This window comes from Gluconobacter kanchanaburiensis NBRC 103587, from assembly GCF_007988905.1.
Classification (GTDB): domain Bacteria; phylum Pseudomonadota; class Alphaproteobacteria; order Acetobacterales; family Acetobacteraceae; genus Gluconobacter; species Gluconobacter kanchanaburiensis.
Window position 1 is genome coordinate 237,523 of sequence record NZ_BJVA01000003.1, and the last position, 15,564, is coordinate 253,086.

A 15,564-nucleotide genomic window follows, 5' to 3' on the forward strand; every position below is an offset into this window, starting at 1 on the left:
ATATCCCCGGGTTCAGGCCGCGCTGATCTCTGCGATCCCATCTTCCAGACGTCCGGCCCGGAGACATAGCCGGCGGTAAATGGCCTCAAGCTCTGCACCCTCTTCGAGGCGCGGGGCGCAGTAGCGTGGCGGCTGGGGAGGAGAGTCGGGGTAAAGGGCCGCGTAATCATCAGCATTATGGAACATTCCACGGGAGCCGTCATCAAGGAAACTTTCAGACGGCGCGCCTTCCGCCAGCAGCAGATCGTGGCTTTCAAGCTCGACATGGATGTAGCGGATCGTCTCTGGACGCAGGATCTGAAGAATGGATGTTCCGTTTACGAGATGAAGGGCCGGGATCAGGAAACCATCGATGAACATGGCGTGCAGTGGCGAAACCATCAGATCGCGCCTTGGCAGCCCTTCTTCCAGTGCTCCCGCCCGGATGAGAACCGGCAGGATATCCCGGTTGCCGTAAGCGAACAGGGGATCGTAGGCGCGGCGTCCAATCCAGTGTACGGTCCGGATCTTGCCGTTGGCCGTTAGGATGGCGTCTCCGATCTCCAGATTTTCTACCGGCCGCTCTCCGTCTGGCGTCGCGATCAGCGTTCCCGGGCAGTAACAGGGCGTTCCAAAACCCATTTCGAGATAATTTCCGCTGGCCGCCTGCGTAAAATAGAGCGGCGAGGTAAAGTCACCCTGAATGGCGATGTCCTTAACCATCGTCGTTCCGGAAAAGACTTCCAGTCTCCCGCTTGTCCCGTCTTCATCAGGGATGACAGTTGCCCTGACTGTTCCTCCTGAGGGACTGATATCGGTGAAAACGAGGGCTGCGGATGTCTGGATCGTTACGGGGTTTTCCAGGGATACGCCTGAATCGAGTTGGAGCACCCCACCGCTGCTGACCGAGATATCAGACAGTATGGCCCCACTATGGGCGATTACCATGCCGCCACTGGACACCGTGGCATTCCGGACTGTGCCGTCAACCACAAGCACGCCATCGGATTGAACGGTTACATTCTCGCTCGTCCCCTCCACATCCTGCTCTGCCTGGAAGTGGAGTGTCTCATAGTGCCAGTCATTCCCGCCGCTCCCGAGGAAGAAAATTGCAGACGAACCCTTAAGAACCGTGTCAGTGGCGGAGCCGCCTGCCTCGATTGTGGAAAGGGCGTCATTCTCCACATGAACGCCGCTGACATACCCGCCGCTTTCGACCGTCTGGTAAGCTTTTATTTCCTGATCATAGTATTTGCCAACACCGACATAGGCATTCACGGCCGATCCCTGGACGGTCGTGTCAAAGGCGCTACCCCCATTTTGAATGATCTGGTTGGCAGGAGCGTCCAGCGCGGTCCAGCCATTAGCTTGATAATAGAATTCGGACAGGATCTGAGTGTGATCAGCGACGCCACCAGATTGCACAATCTGAGTACCTGCTGAGGTAGGAATATATTCGCCGTAGCTGCTACTATCTTCATAGCCGTGCACGATCGTATCGACTGCCGAGCCGAGCACATATTCCGTTACGCCATTGATGGTCAGTCCCGAGACCGTGGCGCCCGCGACAACGGTGATGGAGCCATCGGTCCCGGTTTCAGTTCCGGACGAAGCCTGAGAGGAAGAAGACATGGCGCATGTATTCCTTTATCGGGAAAGGACAATACTTACGCCGCGGCAGGTGCGAGCGGATGTCCGGATTCCAAGATGGTTGCTGTGTAACCATAAACAATCCGGTTCTGGAGATCGCGCAAATAAATCGTTAAAATCGATCAACGCAAATGGAATAAAATAAAGATCAATTCAACGTTATTTACTGTATTTTGACTCAGTTATTCACGATTCTGTTTTTTCAGTGAAAAGTCCGACTAGATCCGTCAGATGCCCGATTTCGCGCAGTTTCAGCCCAACGGGCGGTTTAACACGGGCAGACGCCGCAGAGACGCGTCGCGGTAGGATTGCCTCGCCAAAGCCCAACTTGGCTACTTCTTTCAGGCGCAGATCGGCCTGACTAACCTGCCGGATTTCGCCTGACAGGCCCACCTCGCCGAAATAGGCGGCGTTGGGTGAGGTGGGGGTGCCGGTTGCCGCCGAGACGAGCGCTGCTGCGACGGCCATATCGGCGGCAGGTTCGTTCACGCGCAGACCACCGGCGATGTTCAAATAGACGTCCATATTCGCCAAATTGAGGCCGCAGCGGGAATCCAGAACAGCCATGAGCATGTTCAGTCGCGACGTGTCCCAGCCCACGACAGCCCGGCGCGGCGCCCCGTCCCCTGCCTTGGGTGACAGCAGCGCCTGGATTTCGAGCAGAACGGGGCGTGTGCCCTCCAGACCGGCAAAGACTGCCGAACCCGCGATATTGCCGCGACGTTCTGCCAGAAACAGCGCGGAAGGATTGGGCACTTCGGTGAGGCCAATATCGGTCATGGCAAAGACGCCGATTTCGTCGGTCGCACCAAAGCGGTTTTTGGCCGCGCGCAGGATGCGGAACTGGTGCCCGCGATCACCTTCGAAATACATGACCGCATCGACCATGTGTTCCAGCACACGCGGCCCGGCGAGGGAACCTTCCTTCGTGACATGCCCGATCAGGATCAGTGCAAAACCGAGTGTCTTGGCCAGCCGGATCAACTCAAACGCACTTGCCCGCACCTGCGAAACCGACCCCGGCGAGCTTTCCACGCTTTCCAGCCACATCGTCTGGATGGAATCGATGACCACGACCGTATGCGCCCGGTCCTGCTCCAGAGAGCCCACGATCTCGCCGACATTGATCGAAGCGGCAAGATCCAGAGAGTCCAGCATTTTGGGATCGCGGTCCAGACCCAGCCGCTGGGCGCGGATGCGGATCTGGTCCACCGATTCTTCGCCCGAAACATACAGGACGCGATGCCCCGAACGCGCCAGAGCGCAGGTCGTCTGCAGCATGAGCGTGGATTTGCCGATGCCCGGATCACCGCCGACCAGCACGACCGACGCCGGAACAAGCCCGCCACCCAGAACACGGTCCAGTTCGGTAATGCTGGTCGTGATGCGCGGGGGCGGGCGGGTTTCGCCATCCAGCCGGACGGTCTGCAAACGCCCTGAACTCAGCTTGCCGGTTTTGCGGGCTGTCGGTTCGGGAGTTTCCTCAGTCAGCGTATTCCATTCGCCGCAGGCTTCGCACTTCCCGTTCCATTTCGGATAGGTAGCGCCGCAGTTCTGGCAGACGTAACGGGTGGTCGGCTTTTTGGCCAAGGCTGGGTCTCATGGGTCGGAAGGGGGGGGAACAAACCCAGTATATAGGGGGTGCTTAGCCGTTGATCCAGCCGGGGCTTTACCCCGGCCCCCACCAAAGGTTGTGACCTCTGCAAACCTTTAGAATCAGGGTGCAGGGATCGCGATCCCTGCCGGGCCCGGGCAGAGCCCGGAATCCCTACTCCCGTGTCCGCAGGATCAGCCGCGCCAGAAGCCGCGAGACCACAATAATCAGCAGAAATCCGAGAAGCTGAAGCACCATGTTTGGATGGGCGGGCTGACGGCGGAACATGATGAACAGAAGCGGCAGAGCGATCAGATAGCTCAGCCCGATGCGCTTCCAGATGATGGGATCGGTTTTCGGAAAACGGGGCAGAAGGCTCATTTGCGCAACTCCATGCTAATGGGACCTTCGCGCCGTCCATGGGTGAACTGATCGACCATGGCGTTGCCTGAATTCATGAGTTCGGATGCCTCGCCCTGCCAGATCAGCTGCCCGCGATAGAGCATGGCCGCACGGTTCCCGATCCGCTGGGCCGAGGCCATGTCATGGGTGATGGCAATGGCGGTCGAGCCGAGCTTCTGTACGCAGTCCACGATCAGCCCGTCGATGACGGCGCCCATGATCGGGTCCAGTCCGGTCGTGGGTTCGTCGAAGAACATGATGTTGGGATTGCCCGCAATGGCACGCGCCAGACCAACGCGTTTCTGCATGCCACCCGAAAGTTCGGATGGGCTCAGATCGCCAACGGACGGGTCCAGCCCGACCTGTTTGAGCAGGTCACCAGCCATCTGGAGCGCCTGCGCGCGGGATGGGGTGGCGCCATTACGGTCGGAATGTTTGGCGCGGATGCCGAAAGCCACGTTCTCGCCGACGCTCATGCTGTCGAACAGGGCAGCGTTCTGGAACAGCATCCCGATCTGCCGGCGCAGGGCGTCCTGTCGGGAGCGCGAAGCCGTCAGGAGGTTTTCACCATCGATCTCGATGCTACCGGCGTCAGGTTCGATCAGGCCGAGGATGCAGCGCAGCAGGACGGATTTGCCTGAGCCGGACCCGCCAATGATGACCATGGACGTGCCGGCCTCGACATCAAGGTCCACGCCATCGAGCACGATCTTGGAGCCGAAAGCCTTGTGCAGACCCCGGATGCGGATCTTCGGGGTGCCCAAGGGAGTGCTTGGGGAAGTGCTTACGGGGGGAGTGCTCATTGTGAGAAGAACAGGTCCGTCAGGAGGTAATCGAACAGCAGCAGCAGGATGGACGCGCCGACGACGGCGGCCGTCGTGGCCGAGCCCACGCCTTCCGCCCCGCCCCGGCTGTTATAGCCGTTATAGCAGCCCAGCAGAGCGATCAGGAATCCGAACACTGCTGCTTTGACGAGGCCCACAACGACATCCATCGTCTTGAGCGAGTCCAGCGTGGCGGTGATGTAGGTCGAGGGCGAGAAGCCGAGTTTGGCGACCGAAACAGTGAAACCACCCATCACGCCCAGAATATCCGCGACCAGCACGAGGCAGGGCAGCGCGATCGTCCCGGCTAGAAGGCGCGGCGTCACGAGATATTTCATCGGATCGGTGGAGAGCGTGGTGAGCGCGTCGATCTGGTCGGTCACGCGCATGGTGCCGATCTGCGCAGACATAGCCGCGCCCACACGTCCGGCCACCATCAGTCCGGCCAGAACCGGGCCAAGCTCGCGGGTTACGGCCAGCACAACGATCCCGGCAATGGCGCTCTGAACGTGATACTGCCCGAAGCCCACATAGGACTGAAGCGCAATTACGGCCCCAGAGAACAGGGCGGTGAGGGCCACGACGGGCAGGGAGAAAAACCCCGTCTCGATCAGGCTGGAGAAGAAAATCCGCCAGTAAAAAGGCGGTCGCACCAGATGCGACAGAGCCTCCAGCGCGAACAGGGCCAGAGCACCTGCCTGCTTGATAAGGCCGAGAGCGGCGCGGCCAAGGGCCGCTATGGGGTCAAGAACGGCATTCACTCTTCAGCCCCTACCCTGCCAGCCTCCGGACGTCAAAGTTTCCGTCGTGCGCAGTCTCTGTGTGGAGTAGTTCAGGCGCGGCGTCCGTTAGTTCGCTCCAGATCCCGGAACTGCCGTTCCAGACTGAAATTGGGCGATGTGACGAACTGCTCCATCAGGCCCAGCCGACGCTCCATCCGGGCCAGACGGTCCTGAAGGCGGGCCAGCGGATGGCCAGGGGGAACCGAACGGGAGAAATCCTCTGTCGGTTCAGAAGGCTGCCGGAAACCCGAAAGGACATCTTTCACCACAGCGCTCGCGCTCGCGGCTGGTGTTTCCCGCCAAGCCGCGCGGTGTTGCGACCAGCTTCGTACGCCCTCGGCATATCCCGCGGCAGCTTTGTCCAGCGTGGCCCTGAACGGCAGGACGCCCGTCCGGCGATAGCGCCGGAAGAGACGCACGGCCCAGACGATCAGGGCGATTTTCAGTAGAAGTCCAATCAGGCCGTGGCCACCTGAATGATGGCTGCCGCCACGGGAATGCGTCTGCGATGACGCGGCGGATGCGGCCTCCGGGTTATCTATCTGCACATGCAGCCGCCCGAGGATTTTCTGCGTGGCATCGGAAAGAATGGCCGACCCGTCCGGTGCGCTGGTGGTCGTCACCCGTGCCCCGGAAGTTTCCCCTACGGAAAGCGTTCCGGATCCGAGGGGGCGTTTCCTGAGGGCCTCACTCACTTTCTTGATGGTAATGTCGCCGCTGCCCAGTAGCGTTACATCTGCATCCCGGGCGGTGGCGTTCAGCTCGATATCGGACGAGCCGTAATCGCGGACCGTAAGGACGTCCGTATTGCCTTGCCTGACATCAATGTCACCCGAGGACATGGATATGAAACTGGCGCTGGATGTGGCGAGATTACCGATGTCCAGATCGCCGCTCGCGAAACTCTGTACTGCCAGCCGCCCGGTCACGAGACCGACAGAGACGTTTCCGTCTCCTTCCATGTTCAGGGTCAGGCTGTTCGCCTGATCGATGTCCAGATCGCCGCTCCCGCTGGTGGCTGTGATGTCACCGCTGATGCCGCTGACCCGATATGCCGTGGCATGGCTGTGCGGGGGCTGGATCTTGATGTTTGTCTGGGCTGGTACCATCAGGACCGCACTGTCCTGAGCCGCGCAGTTTTGTGCGGATGTCGTGAAGGTCAGCCGATCTTCCTGCATGTCTAGTGTTCCGTGCCCAGCGACGATCCGGGCATCCGTTCCGCCGGTGACAGTCAGATGGTCCAGGCAGGTTTCCGGGATGACAAGGGTTGCGGCAGCGGTCCGGGTTTCAACGGGTGGAAGCGGTGAGCGTGGCGCGGGAGGGGCCGGGGGCACCGGAGGGACAGGTGGCACCGGGATAGCTGATGGTGCCGCGACCGGTGCAGCCAGAGCGCTCCCTGCCATTCCGGCGCTTCCCAGTAGAAATGTACAGAGGGCAAGGCGTGAGGCACGGCGTCGGATCGGTCGAGGGGACATGTCTTATTCTCCCTTCGAACTGTCGCTGGTCGTTGGAGCAGAGTTGGAAGTTGCGGTATTTGCCGAGGGGGAGGCAGTGTGCGGCGTTCCGCTGTCGGCCGTCGTCGTCTGCTCCGTCTTCGGTACCGAAGCGTTCGGCCGCGAAGCAGGCTGGACGGCTGCCTGTTGTTCTGTCTGTGCCTGATTCTGAATTGTGGTCTGTGAAGTAGGCTGCCCGGCAGACCGTGCTGGCGCGGAAGCTGTGTTTTCCGGCGTAGTGTTGGCTTCCTGCGTGACTGACGGACCTGATGTCCCCGGAGAAACCGGCGCGGCGGGCAGCGCGGCTGGCTGCTGACGATCTGTGGAGTGGTTCGACGGCGCGTCCGGCTGTGACGGTGCCGACGGGGCAGGGACGTCGTGTGGCTGAGGAACGGAAGGATTAATAGGAGCCGCCGGAGCCACGGGGGCTGGAACAGGCGGAGGAGCCGTCGTCACGGGAGTGGTGGGAGTAACGTCTGTCACAGGCGGCTGAACCGGCGTGGCCGGCAAAGGTGCTGGTGTGGCTGCTGCCGGAGGGGCAACGGGAGGCGGTGGCGTCTGGCGATAGATTACGCCGTTCTGGGCACCGACGCGGACCGTGCCTTTTCCCGATCGGACCATTGGCCCCGATACGGACTCGATATTGACGTCGCCCGTGCCATTGGCCGCGACCGTCGCAACTGTTGCCTGCCCAAGAATGGTGGCGCTCGCCTGATCGGCCGTAATCAGCGTCAGCGCATCAATGGTGCCACCAGAAAGCGTCATGCCCGCATTCTGGGTCAACTGTGCGGAAAGGGCCGCAAGCTGCGCGGTATCGGCGGTCAGGGTCGAGGTCCCAGACGCCACGATCTGAGCCGCGCGCTCGAGGGATTTGATGTGGACGGTGGAGGCACCCTGCATGTCCAGATCCAGAGACTGGGTATTTTCGATGTCCATGGTCGTGGAATTGAGGCTGGCGTCCAGTGAGGCGAGCTTTCCCGTGATGATGAAATGGGTGTCGTGGCTGTCGTGGATCGTCAGGCCGGTACTGGGGGAGATGCTGATCGTCAGCTTTCCGTTGGGGGCGCAGGACTTCGTGGCGATGGAGATGCGGCTTTGCGCTTCTTCCTTGCCAGTATGCATGGAGACCTGTGCAAGGCTGCTTGAATCAAGCGTTGCCCCGTCCTTCATGCCGGGATCGACCACGACCCTGACCTGTCCGGTGCAGGGGATCGACAGGTCCAGATCTTCTCCGGACAGGGTCATGCGCGCGGCGTGGGCTGCGGGCGACAGCAGGACGGTACCCGCCAGCAGGGCCAGAAGCGCCGGGCGACGGCCGGAAAAGGGGACGGGGCGGCGTGTCATCGTGCGTTCCTTGCTCTCCAGCCCGGGATATCCTCGTCGAGGATGCGTTCGAGCTGGTCGATCCTTTCTTCCAGACGCGTAGCATGGGCTTCGGCCTGTGTCAGGGCGGCCTGAAGCATGGGGTCCTGCTGTGGTCCGCCTTTCGGCGTGCCATTGGCATGTTTGACCATGCTGACGATGGACCAGCAGATAATGGCCGTGATGGGAACAAGGAAGGGAAAGATGGACGAATTCATGCCTTGGGCCTTTCGGTCAGCCTTTTCTCAGCCTGCGTTTTTCTTTTCGGCCACACGGCGCTTGAGGGCTTCGAACTCGTTTTCCACGACGGCATCGGTTTCCAGCGCCGCGAGTTCTTCCTGAAGCGTCGGGTGGCCGGTGCGGCGGCCCAGATCATAAGCCTCCGCCTTGCCTTCGAGTTCATCAAGAGCGCGTTCCACCTGATCGAAACGGTTGAGCGTGTCGTCGATGCGGCTGTCGTAGAGCTTTTCGCGGGTTTTCAGGCGGCCCTGTGCGGTGCGGGCGCGGATGGAGAGCGCCTTTTCGCGGGATTTGGCGTCGGCGATCTTGGCCTGAAGTTTGGAGATGTCGTCGTTCTGCTGGTCCAGGCCGTCCGAGATCTGGGCGATCTGCTGTTCGAGTGCCTCACGGGACTGCTCGACGCTGTGGCGGGCAGCGAGGGCGGCCTTCGCCAGATCGTCACGGTCACGTTCGATGGCGAGGCCGGCCTTGCGGTGCCATTCGTCTTCTTCGTGCATCATGGTGCGGACGCGGCGTTCGAGCTGCTTGCGCTCCGCGATCGTCCGGACGGCCTGACTGCGGACTTCAACCAGCGTGTCTTCCATTTCCTGAATGACCAGGCGGATCATTTTCTGCGGGTCCTCGGCATTGGCGAGAATCGCATTCAGATTGGAGTTCACGATATCGGCGAGACGAGAAAAAATACCCATGATGCTTTCCTTCCTGCTGGAGAGATTTAGGACAGAATGCCCACACTTGTCAGCGAGGCTGTTTTGAGGGTGTTATGAACTTAAGACCGAAACAGGGGCGTGAGAGACCATAAAATGGCGAGAAGCACCGATATGGACGAGGTGCCGACCCCGATCGGGCGGGCTCCGGCATTTCTGGGGATGCTGGATCAGGTCTCCCGTCTGGCGCCCCTGCGACGTCCGGTTCTGGTGATCGGGGAGCGCGGGACCGGCAAGGAACTGGTGGCGGCGCGTCTGGCCCTGCTGTCGGAGCGCTGGGACCGGCCGCTGGTGAAGCTCAACTGCGCGGCGCTCCCCGAAGCGCTGCTGGATAGCGAACTGTTCGGCCATGAGGCGGGCGCTTTCACCGGGGCGCAGAAGCGTCGTCTGTCGCGCTTTGAGCGGGCGGACGGGGGCACGATGTTTCTGGATGAGATCGGCACCGCATCTCAGGCTGTGCAGGAAAAGCTGCTGCGGGTGATTGAATACGGCAGCTTCGAGCGTGTGGGCGGCAGCGAGACCATCCGGGTGGATGTGCGGTTGATCGGGGCGACCAATGCGGACCTGCCAGCCATGGCGCGGGAGGGACGTTTCCGGGCGGATCTGCTGGACCGGCTGGCCTTTGATGTTGTGAACATTCCGCCGCTGCGGGCGCGTCCGGAAGATATTTCCCTGCTGGCCGAGCATTTCGCCACCCGTATGAGTGCGGAGCTGGGGCGGAAGATGTTTGCGGGGTTCACGGAGCGCGCGCTGGTGCGGTTGCAGGCCTATGACTGGCCCGGCAATGTCCGCGAGTTGCGTAATGTGGTGGAGCGCAGCGTTTACAGGATGGATCGGCCCGAAAAGGCGCTGGACGAGATTGTGCTGGACCCGTTCGTAGCGCCGGACTGGCCGAGCGTTCAGGGTTCGCACGCGGTGGCGCCCCGGGCGGCTCCGGCGGCGAGAGAGGTGCTGAGTTTTCCCCGTGACTTTGAGGCTGATGTCCGGACGCATGAGCGCAGTTTGCTGGAAGCGGCTCTGCGCGAGGCGCAGTTCAGCCAGCGGCGCGCGGCAGAGCTGCTGGGCCTGACTTATTACCAGTTCCGCCACCATCTGCGGTTGCATGGTCTGGCGGACAAGGAGGCTCGCAAGGCGCTGGGTGGGAAGGGGTGATGGCATATCCATGAAAATGGATGATGCATGAACCGTGCCAAATTTGAGAGGACAAGATTTTTGTAAAGAAGGTTACGTTCTGTAGGGGGTCAGATTGGTTTGTGGCACCATTTTATGGGTTGATACACCATGTGTTGCGGAGGGTGCTTCTTCAATTGGACGAATTTTTCTTTACAAAGACGTAATATGAACTAAAAATAAAAGTTATATCAAACAAAATAGTTTATTTTCCCAATTGATGCGCCTATGTCTCGGGTCGTGTCGCGAGGGCGGCATGACCGATCTGGACACGGACAGGTGCAGCTTATGTCGCTTTCACAGATGGAACTGGACCGTCTTCGCCGAATCCCTGAAGAGCGGGTTCTGGAGGAGACGCTGGATCTGTTGCAGGGGCGTGTGGCCGTCATTTCGTCATTCGGAGCGGAGTCGGCTGTCCTGCTGGACCTGGTGGCACGGGTTGATCCCTCCGTTCCTGTCTTCTTTCTGGATACGAAGCGGCATTTTCCTGAAACGCTGGAGTATCGCGACAGACTGGCCCGCAGGCTGGGTCTGACGGATGTCCGGACGCTGTCGCCGACGCCCAAGATGCTGCACGACCGTGATCCACAGGATCAGCTTGCGGATTTCGATCCGGATGCGTGCTGTGCGCTGCGCAAGGTCGAACCTTTGGAGCTGGTGCTGCCGGATTTCGATGTCTGGATCACGGGGCGTAAGCGCAGTCAGGCTGCGACGCGTGCTGCTTTGCCTCTGGTTGATCCCCAGCCTGATGGCAGCGTGAAGCTTAACCCGCTTGCGGGGTGGGGGCCGGAGAAGATCGAGGCGCAGATGCAGCGCCGGGATCTGCCGCGGCATCCCCTGGTTGCAAAAGGTTACACCTCGATCGGTTGTGCTCCGTGCACAAGGGCGGTCAAGGATGGTGAAGATGGACGGGCGGGCCGATGGGCCGGTCTGGCCAAGACGGAATGCGGCATTCACAGGCCGGCATGACTACGGAGCGGATAATGACGCAGACACCGATCCTGTCCCGGGATCAGTCCTCCACCCCAAGCTTGGCGCAACCGCGTATCATGGATGATCTGGACCAGCTTGAGGCCCAGAGCATTTTCATTCTGCGCGAGGCCTATCGCAAGCTGAAGCCCCTGTCCCTGCTGTGGTCGCTGGGCAAGGACAGCAACGTGATGGTGTGGCTGGCGCGCAAGGCGTTCATGGGGCACGTTCCGTTCCCGGTCATGCATGTCGATACCGAGAAGAAATTCCCGGAAATGTATGCGTTCCGCGACGAATATACGAAGAAATGGAACCTCGACCTGCTGCTGGGCTACTGCCCGCCGGTTGAGGAAATTGACCCGTCGCTTCCCCCTGCCGCCCGGTCTGCTGCGCGCAAGACGGCTGGTCTGGCCGCGATGATCGACAAGCACAAGTTCCGGGGCGTTATCGCCGGTATCCGCCGTGACGAGCAGGCGACGCGGGCGAAAGAGCGCGTGTTCAGCCCGCGCGGGGCCGGGCATCGCTGGGACGTGCGCAACCAGCCGCCCGAGTTCTGGGACCAGTATGCGACGCCGTATGAAGACGGCATGCATATCCGTGTTCATCCGCTGCTGTCGTGGCGCGAGATCGACATCTGGCGCTACATCGAGCGCGAGAACATCCCGCTGGTGGATCTGTATTTTGCTAAAGACGGCAAGCGGTATCGCTCGCTGGGCGATCAGGACATCACCAGTCCGGTCGAAAGCAATGCCTCCACAGTGGCGGAAGTGATTGCGGAACTGGAAACCAGCCGGACGTCCGAGCGTGCGGGGCGTGCGATGGATCATGAATCCGAAGACGTGTTCGAGCGTCTGCGTGTGGCGGGGTATCTGTGACAATGGGCGACAATATCGTGACCGGACAGTATTCTGAGACCCATCGTGCTGCGGCAACGCCCATCGTCATCGTCGGGCATGTCGATCACGGTAAGTCCTCGCTGATCGGGCGTCTGCTGTATGACACGGACAGCCTTCAGGACGGCAAGCTGGCGCAGATCGTCGAGAGCAGCCGCAAGCGTGGTCTGGCGGTGGAGTGGAGCTTCCTGCTCGATTCCCTTCAGATCGAGCGTGACCAGGGTGTGACTGTTGATTCCACGCGGATTCCGTTCCGTCTGGGGTCGCGGGAATTCGTGATCGTCGATGCGCCGGGCCATCGTCAGTTTCTGCGCAACATGATTACCGGGGCCGCCGATGCGGAAGCGGCTGTGCTGGTTGTCGATGCCAAGGAAGGCGCGCAGGAGCAGACACGGCGTCATGCCATGTTGCTGCGGCTGATCGGCATCCGCCATGTGATCGTGCTGCTCAACAAATCCGATCTGCTGGAATTCGACGAAGCGAAAATCGTCAAGGTCGAGTCTGACGTGCGCCAGCTTCTGGGGCGTCTGGAAATCGAGGTTGAGGCGGTTGTTCCGGCCTCGGCGCGCGATGGTGATAATATTGCCAGCCGCTCCGAGCGGGCGCTCTGGTACAAGGGGCCGACGCTGGTGGAGGCTCTGGCCAATGTGCCGCCGCCGGCCTCGCGGGCTGCGCTGCCATTCCGGATGCCGGTGCAGGACGTCTATCGCTTTGATGGCGTCCGCTATGTGGCGGGGCGGATCGAACGCGGGACGGTTCGCGCGGGCGATCGTCTGAGCATTGGGGCACAGGGGCAGGTTGCGACCGTGGCAGAGGTCTGCCGCTGGCATGCGCCGGAACTTCCGGTTGCAGGTGCGGGTGAGTCCATCGCGCTGCGTCTGGAGCCGGATCTGGTGCCGGATCGTGGCGATCTGCTGTTTCCGGCGGATGACAAGGCTGCGGCGCCTGAGCGTTCGGCCCGGATTCGCACGCGTCTGTTCTGGCTGCGGGGCGAGCCGCTTCGGGTGGGTGAAAGCTTCACGCTGCGTCTGGCAACGGCCGAGCATGATGTGACGGTGGCCTCCATTGATGCCGTGGTCGATCTGGAAGACCTGACCCTGCGTGAGGGCGACAGCGTGCCGCCGGACGGGTTTGCGGAAATCACGCTGGCTGCGTCTCATGCCGTGCTGTTCGATCCGTTTGCGCCGGGCTTTGGTGACGGGCGTGGTGTTCTGGTGGATCGTTACCAGCGTATTGTTGGTGGCGCGCCGCTGATTGGTCCGGCTGAACTGGCAGACGGCGAACACGCCATTCATCCGACGGCCAGCCGTGTGTCTGCAGCCCGGCAGGTTCAGACCCGCGGTCACAAGAGTGGCGTGTTCTGGCTGACGGGCCTGCCGGGTTCGGGCAAGAGCACGGTGGCACGGGCGGCCGAACTCGCATTGTCCGAGCAGGCGATCAATGCGACCGTTCTGGATGGGGATACGCTGCGGGCCGGGCTGTGCAGCGATCTTGGATTCTCGCCGGAAGACCGTCGCGAAAACATCCGTCGTGCAGCGCATGTGGCGAAGATTCTGGCCGAGAGCGGGCAGGTCGTGATCGTGGCGCTGGTGTCTCCGCTTGAAGCTGACCGGGCGCAGGCGCGGCAGATCGTGGGCGAGAACTTCCATGAAGTCTTCGTTGATACACCGCTGGAGACTTGCGAAAAGCGGGACCCCAAGGGGCTGTATGCGGCGGCGCGTTCAGGGAAAATCCCGGAATTTACGGGTGTTTCCGCGCCGTACGAGTCTCCTGTAGCCCCGGAACTCCGGCTGCCTGCCGACCGTCCGGAACAGGAAGCCGTCAGTGCCCTGGCGGCTTTCATCCTCAGGCTTGTCCAACCGTAAGACTCATTTTTGTATGAGCGGATTGTGTTGCCCCCTTTCCTTGCGGAAAGGGGGTTTTTTTTAATCTGAGGTGTCTTTGCAGGAGGACACGAAAAATTTCACGGGAAAAACGAAAACCGTCACTTTTTTGATGTTACTTTCTCTGTTCCGGACGTTAGGTATGTGAGTTGTCTTGCGAAAAACGGCGTACGGCTGCCGTAGTGGAAGGGTTCACGATGCAGAACAGGAACAGGTCCGGAAGGCTGAGCGGAAATGCTCTGACGAATTTCATCGCGACCATCTCGGCGACGGGCGGACTGTTGTTTGGATATGATACCGGTATCATATCCTCTGCTCTGCTTCAGCTGCGCGAAGAGTTTCATCTCGACACGTTCGGTGCGGAAGTCGTGACTTCGGCCATTATTCTGGGGGCGCTGCTGGGGTGTCTCGGGGCGGGGAGTATTTCTGATCGGATCGGCCGTCGGCGGACGGTGATGATTGCGGCTGCTCTGTTCCTTGTGGGAACTGTCATCGTGGCAGCGGCGCAGAGTGTGGCTGTTCTGATTATTGCCCGTCTGATTCTCGGGCTGGCTATTGGCGCAGCGTCGCAGATCGTGCCGATCTATATTGCGGAAATTTCACCCCCTGAGCGCCGTGGCCGTCTTGTCGTAGGCTTTCAGCTTGCGGTGGTGTTCGGCGTGACGTTTTCCTTCATCACCGGCTATCTCCTGCGAGATTCAAGTTGGCGTATGATGTTTGGGATCGGGATGCTGCCGGCGTTGATCCTGTTTGTGGGCATGGCGTTCCTGCCGAACAGCCCGCGATGGCTGGCCCTGAACGGTCAGACCGAAGAGGCGCGAATGGTTCTGCGCCGGGTGCGGGTATCCGATGAGGCCGCGGACCGGGAACTGGATGAGATCATCGAGAACCACGATGTGCAGGCGCCTTGGTCCGAGCTGGCAAAGCCTTGGGTGAGGCCTGCGCTGATGGCCTCTGTCGGCATTGCGCTTCTATGTCAGTTCACGGGCATTAATGCGGTCATGTATTATGCACCGACGATCTTTGCGGATGCAGGTTTTGGACAGGATTCCGCGCTTCTGACCTCGGTGGCTGTGGGTGTGGGTATGGTTTTTGCCACGGTGTTCGGAGGATGGGCGGTCGATACCTGGGGGCGGCGTACACTGCTGCTGCGGTTGCTCCCGGGGGCCGTGGTGGCGCTCGCGGTTCTGGGAACGGCGTTTGCGATGCACCTGACCGGAGGACTGGGCGCATGGATTACGGTTGTCGCCGTGATGGCCTATACGATTTTCAACACGGGTAGCCTGTCGGTCGCCATCTGGCTTGTGGGGGCGGAGGTCTACCCGCTGTCGTGCCGTGGCAAGGGTATGAGTCTGGTGGCGGGCAGTCACTGGGGGGCGGATCTGATCATTTCTCTGACCACGCTCTCACTGGTGCGGATACTGGGGGCGGGATGGACGTTCTGGATGTTCGCCGCCGTCAATGCGTTCGCGTTCTGGTTCGTGCTGCGCTACGTGCCCGAGACCAAGGGGCAGTCGCTTGAAGAACTGGAGCGGCGTCTGAAGAACGGGACGTTTGCGCCGGTGGATCGCGCGGCGGCCCGGGCTGAAGCTCAGGCCCGCTAAGTCAGGTTTCTG

14 protein-coding genes are annotated in these 15,564 nt (G+C 60.9%); 5 read left to right on the forward strand and 9 right to left on the reverse strand.

Annotated elements, in window-relative coordinates; genetic code table 11:
- Positions 1 to 12: 12 nt before the first annotated feature.
- The 9 genes from GKA01_RS04155 to pspA form a co-directional block, all read right to left on the reverse strand.
- A complete protein-coding gene (locus tag GKA01_RS04155) occupies positions 13 to 1,611 on the reverse strand; it encodes a Hint domain-containing protein (RefSeq protein WP_146859477.1) in 1,599 nt (532 codons plus the stop codon).
- A 204-nt stretch (positions 1,612 to 1,815) separates the two neighbouring features.
- Entirely contained in the window at positions 1,816 to 3,219 is a 1,404-nt protein-coding gene (gene radA, locus GKA01_RS04160) for a DNA repair protein RadA (RefSeq protein WP_146859479.1), read from the reverse strand.
- Between the two features lie 178 nt (positions 3,220 to 3,397).
- A complete protein-coding gene (locus GKA01_RS04165) occupies positions 3,398 to 3,604 on the reverse strand; it encodes a hypothetical protein (protein WP_146859481.1) in 207 nt (68 codons plus the stop codon).
- A complete protein-coding gene (locus tag GKA01_RS04170) occupies positions 3,601 to 4,428 on the reverse strand; it encodes an ABC transporter ATP-binding protein (RefSeq protein WP_146859483.1) in 828 nt (275 codons plus the stop codon). Before GKA01_RS04170 ends, GKA01_RS04165 begins: the two co-directional genes overlap by 4 nt.
- On the reverse strand, positions 4,425 to 5,210 hold the full coding sequence (locus GKA01_RS04175; RefSeq protein WP_146859485.1) for an MlaE family ABC transporter permease: 786 nt from the start codon (positions 5,208 to 5,210) through the stop codon (positions 4,425 to 4,427). The genes GKA01_RS04170 and GKA01_RS04175 overlap by 4 nt, the downstream gene beginning before the upstream one ends.
- Before the next feature lie 71 nt (positions 5,211 to 5,281).
- Positions 5,282 to 6,706: a GIN domain-containing protein gene (locus GKA01_RS04180; protein ID WP_146859488.1), complete on the reverse strand. Its 1,425-nt coding sequence runs from the start codon at positions 6,704 to 6,706 to the stop codon at positions 5,282 to 5,284.
- 3 nt (positions 6,707 to 6,709) lie between these two features.
- Entirely contained in the window at positions 6,710 to 8,068 is a 1,359-nt protein-coding gene (locus GKA01_RS04185; protein WP_194265836.1) for a hypothetical protein, read from the reverse strand.
- Positions 8,065 to 8,304, reverse strand: coding sequence for an envelope stress response membrane protein PspB (pspB, locus tag GKA01_RS04190; RefSeq protein WP_146859490.1), 240 nt, complete (start codon positions 8,302 to 8,304; stop codon positions 8,065 to 8,067). Before pspB ends, GKA01_RS04185 begins: the two co-directional genes overlap by 4 nt.
- Positions 8,305 to 8,331: 27 nt before the next feature.
- Positions 8,332 to 9,015: a phage shock protein PspA gene (pspA, locus tag GKA01_RS04195; protein ID WP_146859492.1), complete on the reverse strand. Its 684-nt coding sequence runs from the start codon at positions 9,013 to 9,015 to the stop codon at positions 8,332 to 8,334.
- Positions 9,016 to 9,129: 114 nt separating this feature from the next.
- Here pspA and pspF point away from each other — a divergent pair, with 114 nt between their 5' ends.
- From pspF to GKA01_RS04220, 5 genes are all read left to right on the forward strand, one after another.
- The gene (gene pspF, locus GKA01_RS04200) at positions 9,130 to 10,185 is read left to right on the forward strand and encodes a phage shock protein operon transcriptional activator (protein ID WP_146859632.1); all 1,056 of its coding nucleotides are present in this window, start codon (positions 9,130 to 9,132) and stop codon (positions 10,183 to 10,185) included.
- A gap of 306 nt (positions 10,186 to 10,491) precedes the next feature.
- Positions 10,492 to 11,172: a phosphoadenylyl-sulfate reductase gene (locus GKA01_RS04205; RefSeq protein ID WP_146859494.1), complete on the forward strand. Its 681-nt coding sequence runs from the start codon at positions 10,492 to 10,494 to the stop codon at positions 11,170 to 11,172.
- Positions 11,173 to 11,252: 80 nt separating this feature from the next.
- Entirely contained in the window at positions 11,253 to 12,047 is a 795-nt protein-coding gene (gene cysD, locus GKA01_RS04210; RefSeq protein ID WP_146859635.1) for a sulfate adenylyltransferase subunit CysD, read from the forward strand.
- A gap of 2 nt (positions 12,048 to 12,049) precedes the next feature.
- Complete coding sequence (cysC, locus tag GKA01_RS04215) at positions 12,050 to 13,930, forward strand: adenylyl-sulfate kinase (RefSeq protein ID WP_146859496.1); 1,881 nt, start codon at positions 12,050 to 12,052, stop codon at positions 13,928 to 13,930.
- Positions 13,931 to 14,145: 215 nt separating this feature from the next.
- Entirely contained in the window at positions 14,146 to 15,552 is a 1,407-nt protein-coding gene (locus GKA01_RS04220) for a sugar porter family MFS transporter (RefSeq protein WP_146859498.1), read from the forward strand.
- Positions 15,553 to 15,564: the final 12 nt, after the last annotated feature.